The sequence below is a fragment of the Actinomadura sp. 3N407 genome (assembly GCF_052245875.1).
Lineage (GTDB): Bacteria > Actinomycetota > Actinomycetes > Streptosporangiales > Streptosporangiaceae > Spirillospora.
The window spans coordinates 41378-50574 of sequence record NZ_JBQQBP010000034.1; the positions used below are offsets into that span (position 1 = coordinate 41378).

Genomic DNA, 9197 nt, shown 5'->3' on the forward strand with positions numbered 1-9197 from the left:
ATCCCCCGCGAAAAAATCTTCAGGAAAGTTCTGTCAGGTCCCTGACCCGATGGCACAGCGCGGTGAACGCCAGCGCGTCCGGCATCTGCGCGACGACGGCCATCAGGTCCATCCGGCCGTCGCACGCGTACACGGTCACCATGCCGTTGTCGATCGCGACATCGTCCACGGCTTGCCATGGGAGCCGCTCCCCGTCCTTCTCGACGCCGTCCAGGTCCACGGTGAAAGGCCCGATCCGCACGGCGTCGCCCGCCTCCACCTCGGCCATGTGGCGCGGGACGAGCCGGGCCGTCACCTCCTTGGCGACGGCCACCCCGAGCGTCCGCACGTCCGGGAGATCATCGCCGAGCCGCAGGACGCTGCCGTCGTCGCCGACGATCGTGAAACGCCAGCGGGTGCGTCCGCCCGGACCGGTCCGCACCCCGGACACGGTGACGGAGACCAGCTCGTCCCACGCGTAGCCGGCCTCACCGCCCGCTCCGGTGACCGAGATGCCGCCCGTGTGGAGGCGGGCGACCCGGTTGCGGACGCGCGGACGGCCGCGCCCCACGATCCAGCCGGCGCCGCCCGCATACCCCATGGAGAGCAGCAGCGCCGGGACGCCCACCCACCACACGCGGTCATGCAGCATGAGAACGGCCACCGGTATGAGCGCCAGCGAGGCCAGGCCCAGCAGCAACAGCCAGGCCCACGTGCGGCGGTTGCCGGTCCGGCCGTCGAACGTCCGGACCGGTTCGCCGAGCCGATCCCGGGGAGGCGCCACCGTCGCGCTATCCGGCCGTGAGGGACCGCGTCCCGCCCCCGGCCCTGCCGTCCGGCATCATGCCTCCCCCGGGCTGTCGACGTCCGAAACGCGTTGCCCACCGCGTTGCCCATACCGTACGTCTCCTCCCATATGGCGCGCAGCGAGAAGTGATCATTTGGAATGGGGGAGCCACCGCCGTCCGGGCTGGCTAATCTCGCCTGAGGACCCTAGGCGCCCTTCCCCGGAACGAGAGACATGCCATCTGATCCCACGCGGCCCGGCGGCCCCGGGTACACCCGCGCCCAGCGGCGGCTGCTCACCGCCGTCGCCGGCCTCATCGTCGCCGCGCTGGCGGGCGGCGCCTACGCGCTCACCTACGACGTGCTCCGCGAGCTGGCCCTCGCCGGCCGCGTCGGCCGCCGCTGGGCGCCGCTGTACCCGGCGATGGCGGACACGCTCACCGCGATGACGATCCTGTCCCTCGTGATCACCCGGAACGCCCGCTGGTGGACGCGGCTGCTGCGCTGGGCACTGCTGCTCCTCCTCTTGGCCGGGGGCGCCGCGCTGTCCGTCCAGCACTCGGTCTGGGGCTACTCCTCGCTCCCCGAGGACGCGGTCCGGGCGGGCGTCGCCGTCGCCCCGCACGTCATGCTGGTGATCGCCGTCTGGCTGTGGCTGACGATGTTCAGGCAGATCCGCGTCGCCCGTCCCGCCGCCGAGGAGGTCGCGCCCGCCGAGACGCAGCGCGGCCACGTCAAGGTCCTGGAACCGGCGGCACCGGAACCGCTGGCCCTGGCCGCCCCATCGGAGCCCGAGCCCGAGCCGCGGTCGCCGCTGGCCTTCCTGGACGACCCCGAGCCTGAGCCCGAGCCGCTCATTCCCTTCGCCCCCGCCCCCTCGGAACCCGGCCCGCAAGACCCCATGCCGCCCGGCGAAACTCCGGAACCCGACCTGGCGGCGCAGGAGACGGCCTCACACGAGCTCACCCTGGACGAGCCCATCGTCTACGAACCGGAAGCGCCCGAACACGAGCCGCTCCCGCGCGAACCGGCCGCGCACGAACCGGCCGCGTTCGAGGCCGCCGGGGACGAGACCGCAACGGACGAGGCCGCCCCGCAAGAGCCCGCGGCGTACGCGGGGTTCGTGATCGAACAGAGCCTGTCGTCGGAGCCGGCGCCGCCGCTGGACGCGCTGCCGGAACCGAGGCCGCCCCTGGACGCGCTGCCCGAGCCGGCGGTCGCCCCGCCCGCGCTTCTCCCCACGGACGTCGAGCTGGTCAGGAGCCGTGATCGTGACGAACCGGACGATCGTCCGGTCGCGTCGACGACGCGTCCCGACATCGTGATGCCCGCGGCCTACGGCACGGAGGAGGACGACCACGACACGGCGCCCTCCGATCGCGCCGAGGACCCGGACGCCGGGGAGCACCCGGACGGCGAAGACCACGAGCCGGTCAAGGACCTGAACCCGCCGCCGTCGGGCAGTTTCCGCAGCGGCCCCACCCCACCCGCCGACTAAATCGGACGAAGTCGCCACAAAACGCGAAGTCACCACAAATCGGCGTGAGGCGGGGCGCCCCGGGGGTACTGAACCGGGCATGAGCGCCCTCCTCGCTCGGCTCATCGACGACGCCGCGCTCTTCCCACCGGAACGCGTCCCGATGGACGAGGCCCTGTCCGGTCACCGCGCCGCCTCCAGCGGGACCTCGCACCGGGCCGGCCACGATCCGCTTACCGGCCGGTTCCTGTGCCCCGCGTCGCGGTTCGCCGAACTGCGGACCCACCTCGTCCCCGAGGACCTTCTCGACCTCGGCGTCATCGCCGACACCGGTGTCGAGGAACTCCCGAAGACACTGGACGCGGTCCGCGCCGAGCCCCGTGTCCGGCCGTCGTCCGTGGAGATCGCGCTGCCCCGGGACGCGGACCAGGCCCGGGCCGCGGCCGTGACGATCGCCCGGCTCCCCTCCGACATACCGGCGCGCATCGAGGTGCGGCGTTCAGCGGGGTGGCTGCACGTGCTCGATCGCATCGCCGCGGCCCGGGACTCCGCGGCCCATTGCGGGGGTGCGGGCGGCGGAGCCGCGGACCGCGGTACCGCGCTCGGGGCGAAGTACCGCATGGGCGGCCCGGTGACCGATGCGGTTCCCGGCACGGACGAGCTCGCGGCCTTCATCGGGGCCTGCGCTGAACGCGAGCTGGCGTTCACGTGCGCGGCCGGGCCGGACCACGCCGTCAGGGGCCCGTCCCGCCATGGCTTCCTGAACGTGCTGCTGGCCACGGCTCACGCGGCGGCCGGCGAGCGCGAGCGCGACGTCCGCCGGACGCTGGAACGCGCCGACGCCGCGGGCCTCGCACGCGAGCTGCGGACGCTGACCGAGGACGAGGCGCGGGCGGCGCGCCGGCTGCTGATCGCGTTCGGTACGTCCGACGTCCGCCGGGCCCGGACGGATCTGATCACCGCGGGCCTGATCAGAACGCCGGACACTGGGGAAGATATGTCTCCATGACGTCCGTTTCGTGGGTTGAGGACAATGAGAACGGCGGCTTCGGCGTCGAGAACCTGCCCTACGGTGTCTTCTCACGGCCGGGCGAGCTTCCTCGTGTCGGTGTGGCCATCGGCGATCATGTCCTCGACATGGCGGAGATGTCCACCGCGGGCCTGGTGGAGGATCGCCGCTACTTCGCGTCGGGCTCGCTGAACGCCTTCATGGTCGCCGGACGCACCGCCTGGGAGGCCAACCGCGCCCGCCTCGTCGAGCTGCTCACCGACGAGGCGTACCGCGAGCGGGTGGAGCCGCACCTGATCCCCGTCTCGGACGTGGAACTGCTGCGGCCCTTCGAGGTCGCCGACTTCGTCGACTTCTTCTCCTCCGAGCACCACGCCACGAACACGGGACGGATCTTCCGCCCGCAGGGCGAGCCGCTGACGCCCAACTGGAAACGGCTGCCGGTCGGCTACCACGGGCGGGCCGGGACGGTGTACCCGTCCGGGACGCCGATCATCCGGCCGTCCGGGCAGCGCAGGACTCCGGGCGACCCCGAACCGTCGTACGGGCCGTCGCTGCGGCTCGACTTCGAGGCGGAGGTCGGGTTCGTCGCGGGTGTCCCGTCCGTCGCCGGAAACCGCGTCTCTGCCGACGCGTTCCGCGACCACGTGTTCGGGTTCGTCCTGGTGAACGACTGGAGCGCCCGCGACCTGCAGGCATGGGAGTCGCAGCCGCTCGGCCCGTTCCTCGGCAAGTCGTTCGCGACGTCGATCTCGACGTGGGTCGTGCCGGTCGCGGCACTGGAACCCGCCCGCGTGTCCCCGCCCGTGCAGGACCCGGTTCCGCTCCCCTATCTGCGGTCGGAGGAGCCGTGGGGCCTGGACCTCCACCTGGAGGTGCTGATCAACGGCCAGGTCGCCGCGCGGCCGCGGTTCGCGTCGATGTACTGGACGCCGCCGCAGCAGCTCGCGCACGCCACGGTCAACGGCGCTCCGCTGCGCACCGGGGACCTGTTCGCCTCGGGAACGGTCTCGGGCCCGGAACGCGACCAGCGCGGCTGCATGCTGGAACTCAGCTGGAACGGACAGGAGCCCCTGGAACTGGACGACGGGACAAAGCGCACTTTCCTGGAGGACGGCGACACGGTCACCCTCCGCGCCCAGGCACCGGGGGCGTCCGGGTCGCGCATCACGCTGGGCGAGGTGACCGGCACCGTCCACCCCGCCCGCCCATGACCGCGTTGACCTGCGGGGAGGGTCAGGCGGGGGTTACCAGGGCGTTGGCTATGGCGGCAAGGCCTTCGCCTCTGCCCGTGAGTCCAAGGCCGTCGGTCGTCGTGGCCGAGATGGTGACCGGGGCGCCGCCGAGGGCCTCGGAAAGGATCTTCTGGGCCTCCGCCCGGCGTTTGCCGATCTTGGGCCGGTTGCCGATGACCTGGACGGCGACGTTGCCGATGGTGAAGCCGGCCTCGTGCACGAGGCGGGCGACCTCCCGGAGGAGGGTGACGCCGGAGGCGCCGGACCAGCGCGGGTCGGCGGTGCCGAAGACGGCGCCGAGATCCCCGAGGCCGCAGGCCGACAGCAGCGCGTCGCAGGCGGCGTGCGCGGCGACGTCGCCGTCTGAGTGCCCGGCGAGCCCGTGGCCTTCGCCGGGCCATTCGAGCCCGGCCACCCACAGCGGCCGCGGTGCGGACGAGAACGGGTGGACGTCGGTACCGACGCCCACCCGTGGAAGCCCCGCGCTCAACTCGGCCGGCCGATCAGCTGGCCAGAACCTCGTCGAGCAATGCCTCCGCCTTGTCCTCGTTGGTCTTCTCCGCGAGCGCGAGCTCGCTGACCAGAATCTGGCGTGCCTTGGCGAGCATGCGCTTCTCACCCGCCGACAGGCCACGCTCCTTGTCGCGCCGCCACAGGTCGCGGACGACCTCGGCGACCTTGTTCACATCGCCGGAGGCGAGCTTCTCAAGGTTCGCCTTGTACCGGCGGGACCAGTTGGTGGGTTCCTCGGTGTAAGGGGCGCGAAGCACCTCGAACACCTTCTCCAGACCCTCCTGGCCGACGACGTCACGGACACCCACGTCCTCAACGTTTTCGACCGGGACCTGCACTGTCAGGTCGCCCTTGTCGACCTTCAAGACCAGATAGGTCTTTTCCTCACCTTTGATGGTGCGAGTCTCGATGGCCTCGATCCGAGCAGCCCCATGGTGGGGGTAGACGACGGTGTCGCCGACCTGGAAAGTCATGTGACAAGTACCCCTTCCGCTAGAACCAGGGTACCACGGAAACCAGCGTGGCCGAACCGACGTTCTAGACATAAGCGCAGGTCAAGCAGCATATTGGGGTATTGACAAAGCCCTTTAATGGTGCATCGTCGTCCAGTTCCCCGTACTCAGGGTAGCCGAAGGACCACCGTGATCCGGCCGATCGGCCCTTACCGGTCCAGGGCCTCGGTTACAAGCATCCCTCCTGCCGGCCGCGCGGATGCGGCTCATACTGGAGGTGAGCAAGCCGGGCGCTGCGGGTACGAAGCGGCCGGAAAGACTCGAATGGGACGGCAACCCATGGGAACCACCCCTTAGCGGGACGACGCCCGCCGGAACGGCGGCTGTCCGGAACGGCGGCTGTCGGGAACGGCGGCCCACGGCGGACGCCGACCCGCGGAGGCGACGCTCCGGCCGGACACGGCCCGGCGGGACTGCGGCCCGCGGACGGCGGCCCGAGGGCCCGAGAGGCGGCGGCCGATCGAATCGGCGGCCCGGCGGGACGGACCGCCGGTCCGGTGGGACGGTGGGACGGTGGTCCGAGAGGACCGCGGCCCGGGAGGACGGGCCGTGGCGTGCGTCGGCGGAGCCGGATGGGAGGTGCGGCGTGAGACCGGACGGCGGCGACCCCGAGCCCGACGACTACGGGCTTCCCCGCATTGACGTCGTCGTGCCCGATGACGCCCGCGAACTCGAGCGCGAGATGCTCGCCTACCGCCGTGAGGAACGCCGCCGGCGGCGCAGGGCGAGGGCACACCGCCTCACCCGTCCGCTGACCCGGTTCGGCGTCGCCATCCCGATCATCGCGGGGGCTCTGCTGGTCGCGTTGCTCAGCGGCGCCCTGATGACCGCGTTCGGGCCGAAGCCCACGCCGCGTCCGACGAGCGCCCAGCTGGCACCGCGCCCGTCCGCGAGCCCCGGCGACGTCGGCGGGCTCCTGCCGGACCACAACGTCGACCAGGTGACCGGGGAGCGCACGGCCACGCCGCTGCGCGACCTGCGCCCGGGCGTCATCGGCATCGTCCCTCCCGCGTACGAATGCGAGAGCGTGGTCGCGGAACTCGCGGGCCGGACGCAGGAGAACGTACTGAACTTCTGGCTGGTCGCCGACCCGCGTCCGGCGGGCGACAAGAAGGGGACGTCGCTGAAGGAACTGAGGGCCTGCGCGGGCACCGCCCATTACGGAACACCGCTGATCCTCGAAGACCGCGAGGGCGTCCTCGCGGAGGCGTACGCGTCGGCGCCCGGCTCGCCGGGCGCGGCGGCTTCCGGCATCACCGCCGTGTTCGTGCAGCCGGACGGCGTGGTCAACGAGGTCGTCCAGGCGCCCAGGGCCGGACCGGAACTCACCGAGAAGATCCAGGCGCTGAGGTCGGGCTGACGGTTCCGGGTGGTGTTCCGCCCGGGACGTGAGCGTGTCGGCGACCCCGGGGCGGGACTCGCGGCCAAGCCTCGCTACGCTTCCCCTGGCGTATCTCACGCCACTTTCACCGCCAGCCTTTGCTGACCGACACTTCGCGAGGAGACCGACGCCGTGATCCGAAACAGCCGACGAATGGTCACGCTCGCCGTCGCGGGCGCCGTCGCCATCGCGCCGGTGATCACCGGCTGCGGCGCCGGCACGGAGGCTCAGTCCGCCGCCCCGACCCGACTGACCGAGGGCGTCAACGTGTCGGTGCCCAAGGGCGTGCCCCACGAGCAGATCAGCCTGCGCAACATGTTCCTGCTGGGACCGAAGCCCGGTGAACCGGTTCCCCCGGGCACGTCGCTGCCGCTCTACGGCGTGCTGATCAACCAGGTCGTGGGCAGGCAGGACCGGCTCGTCTCCGTCTCCTCGCCGCTCTTCGGCTCGGCGAGGATCGACGGCGGCGGGATCGTGCTGCCGCCCGCCGCGCCGGACGGGACGGGCAGCGTGACCAAGCTGCTCGGCGAGGCGTCGGCGACCCCGGGTCCCACGGCTCCCGGGCGGAACGGGCGGCCGGGAACCGGGCAGCCGGAGAGCACGCCGACCGGAGCGGCGACGCCGGAGCCCACCGGCCCCGGCGCCACACCGGACACGACCTCCAGCCCGACGTCGGGCGACACCGTCGGCCCGGCGCAGAGCGGCCCCCCGGTCATCTCGGGTGAGGGGCAGCCGCTGGTGGTGCTGAACGGCCTCAACAAGCAGCTGCTCGCCGGGGCCCCGGTCACGGTGCGGTTGCAGTTCGAGAAGGCCGGTGCCGTGGAGTTCCAGGTACCGCTGGTCTCGCAGCAGGGCGACTTCAACACCTACCCGCTGCCCACGCCCGCCGGCCGGACACCGGCTTCGCCGGGCGCCCCGGGCGGCCCGCAGCCGTCCCCGGGCACCGAGCCGGCCCAGCCGGGGGCGTCCGCGTCCCCGGGCGGCGGCGCGCAGTCCCCGGGCGCGGCCGGCCACTGATCCAGGCCCAGCACCGCGAGGACGGCGCGGCGCCGGACAGAGCAAGCAGAGCGGCCCGCAAGGCGAGAGCGCCTTACGGGCCGTTCTCCGTGGTCATCAGGGCTCGAACTTGTAGTTCTCGCGGTCAGAACTGACCAGGGACGATAGCCGCGATCATGGCTTTGACCAGCGGCGAGACCTCGCGCGATCTCTCATCGTTTCGCGACTGATCACACACCCATGTGCCCTCGATGTGCCCTACGCGCCATCGAGGGCTTTGGGCTGCCCCAGCCAGAGCAACCCCCTGCCCGATCTTCCCCAACCATCAACGACCGTGACCGTGCGGGCTGAGCTTCCCAGAGTCAGAGGCCCCCGCCGGAGGCACGTAGGAACCTCGTCAACCTGCGACCGGCATTCGAGCGGCGGCGCGGCCCCCGTGACCGCCTGCGGCTGGCGGGCGGGGCGGAGTGCTCGCGATGCGCGGCCCGGCGCGGCCGTCCGGTGACCGGCGCCCACGCCGCACGCTCCGGGCGGCCTGGCGCGGGGCCGCGCAGCGGCCTGAGCGCCGCCGCCCCTTGATCTATAACAGCCCAATTCGGCAATGATCACTGGTTGTGGCCCGTCTCGGCGTACGTGGATTGTCAGCGGTGGCCGAGTAGGCGGGCGTGGCCTACGGGGTGCCAGTCCCAGAGGCGTTCTGCTCCGCGTTGGACGACCAGGGTCACGGTGTCGATGGTGACGTGGCGGGTCGGAAGTTCTCGGCCGAGTGCGCTGATGAGTGGTCCGGCTGGCTGGTCCGTCTCGCTGTAGGCGATCGTCATGTGCGGAGTCCAGGGATCAGGCCCCTCGGTGCTTCCTTCGCTGCCGGTCACTTTGAGGGTGGTCTCTTGGATGGCTTCGCGGATCCTGACCAACGGGTCTGTGGGCTGGACTGCGACGGCGATCGCCTCGGGGTGGTACAGGATTCGGCCAAGGGTCACGTTGACGGGTGGGATCCTGGTGAGGAGCACCTGTGCCATGGCGAGCATGTCTTGCTGCTGGGTGTTGGTGATCTCGTCGGTGGATCCGGCGACATGAGTAGTGATGTGCAGCCATTCGGCGGGCGTCATGTGCAGGCCGGGGATGTCGGCGAGTCTCTCGTGGGCGGTCTGGGAGAGTTCCCGCGCTTCGGGGTGGTCGCCCATGAGGGGCCGCGCGTTTTCCGGACAGCGTCCTGATGGGTGATCTGCGGGTAGATCTACGCCGCTTGCTGTCGCTCCAGGTACTCGATGTGGACCTCAAGTGGGGTCCGGTACCCGTTCGCGGAATG

The 9197-nt window shown here is 71.7% G+C and carries 9 protein-coding genes; 5 read left to right on the forward strand and 4 right to left on the reverse strand.

Annotated elements, in window-relative coordinates; all coding sequences use genetic code 11:
- Positions 1-19: 19 nt before the first annotated feature.
- Entirely contained in the window at positions 20-763 is a 744-nt protein-coding gene (locus ACTWPP_RS42730) for a DUF6585 family protein (protein WP_443110195.1), read from the reverse strand.
- A 237-nt stretch (positions 764-1000) separates the two neighbouring features.
- Here ACTWPP_RS42730 and ACTWPP_RS42735 point away from each other — a divergent pair, with 237 nt between their 5' ends.
- From ACTWPP_RS42735 to fahA, 3 genes are all read left to right on the forward strand, one after another.
- Positions 1001-2263 carry a hypothetical protein gene (locus tag ACTWPP_RS42735; RefSeq protein WP_443110196.1) on the forward strand — a complete coding sequence of 421 codons (1263 nt, stop codon included), beginning with the start codon at positions 1001-1003 and terminating at the stop codon, positions 2261-2263.
- A 79-nt stretch (positions 2264-2342) separates the two neighbouring features.
- On the forward strand, positions 2343-3251 hold the full coding sequence (locus ACTWPP_RS42740) for a hypothetical protein (RefSeq protein ID WP_443110197.1): 909 nt from the start codon (positions 2343-2345) through the stop codon (positions 3249-3251).
- The gene (fahA, locus tag ACTWPP_RS42745) at positions 3248-4465 is read left to right on the forward strand and encodes a fumarylacetoacetase (protein ID WP_443110198.1); all 1218 of its coding nucleotides are present in this window, start codon (positions 3248-3250) and stop codon (positions 4463-4465) included. Before ACTWPP_RS42740 ends, fahA begins: the two co-directional genes overlap by 4 nt.
- Before the next feature lie 22 nt (positions 4466-4487).
- On the opposite strand, the gene ispF is transcribed toward fahA, so the two are convergent.
- Positions 4488-4955: a 2-C-methyl-D-erythritol 2,4-cyclodiphosphate synthase gene (gene ispF, locus ACTWPP_RS42750; protein WP_443110199.1), complete on the reverse strand. Its 468-nt coding sequence runs from the start codon at positions 4953-4955 to the stop codon at positions 4488-4490.
- A gap of 34 nt (positions 4956-4989) precedes the next feature.
- Positions 4990-5472 carry a CarD family transcriptional regulator gene (locus ACTWPP_RS42755; protein WP_067459337.1) on the reverse strand — a complete coding sequence of 161 codons (483 nt, stop codon included), beginning with the start codon at positions 5470-5472 and terminating at the stop codon, positions 4990-4992.
- A 625-nt stretch (positions 5473-6097) separates the two neighbouring features.
- On the opposite strand from ACTWPP_RS42755, the gene ACTWPP_RS42760 reads away from it, so the two are divergent.
- A complete protein-coding gene (locus tag ACTWPP_RS42760) occupies positions 6098-6871 on the forward strand; it encodes a hypothetical protein (protein WP_443110200.1) in 774 nt (257 codons plus the stop codon).
- Positions 6872-7024: 153 nt separating this feature from the next.
- On the forward strand, positions 7025-7909 hold the full coding sequence (locus tag ACTWPP_RS42765) for a hypothetical protein (protein ID WP_443110201.1): 885 nt from the start codon (positions 7025-7027) through the stop codon (positions 7907-7909).
- Between the two features lie 620 nt (positions 7910-8529).
- On the opposite strand, the gene ACTWPP_RS42770 is transcribed toward ACTWPP_RS42765, so the two are convergent.
- Positions 8530-9072 (reverse strand): 2'-5' RNA ligase family protein, encoded by a 543-nt coding sequence (locus tag ACTWPP_RS42770; RefSeq protein WP_443110202.1) that lies wholly within the window; start codon positions 9070-9072, stop codon positions 8530-8532.
- Positions 9073-9197: the final 125 nt, after the last annotated feature.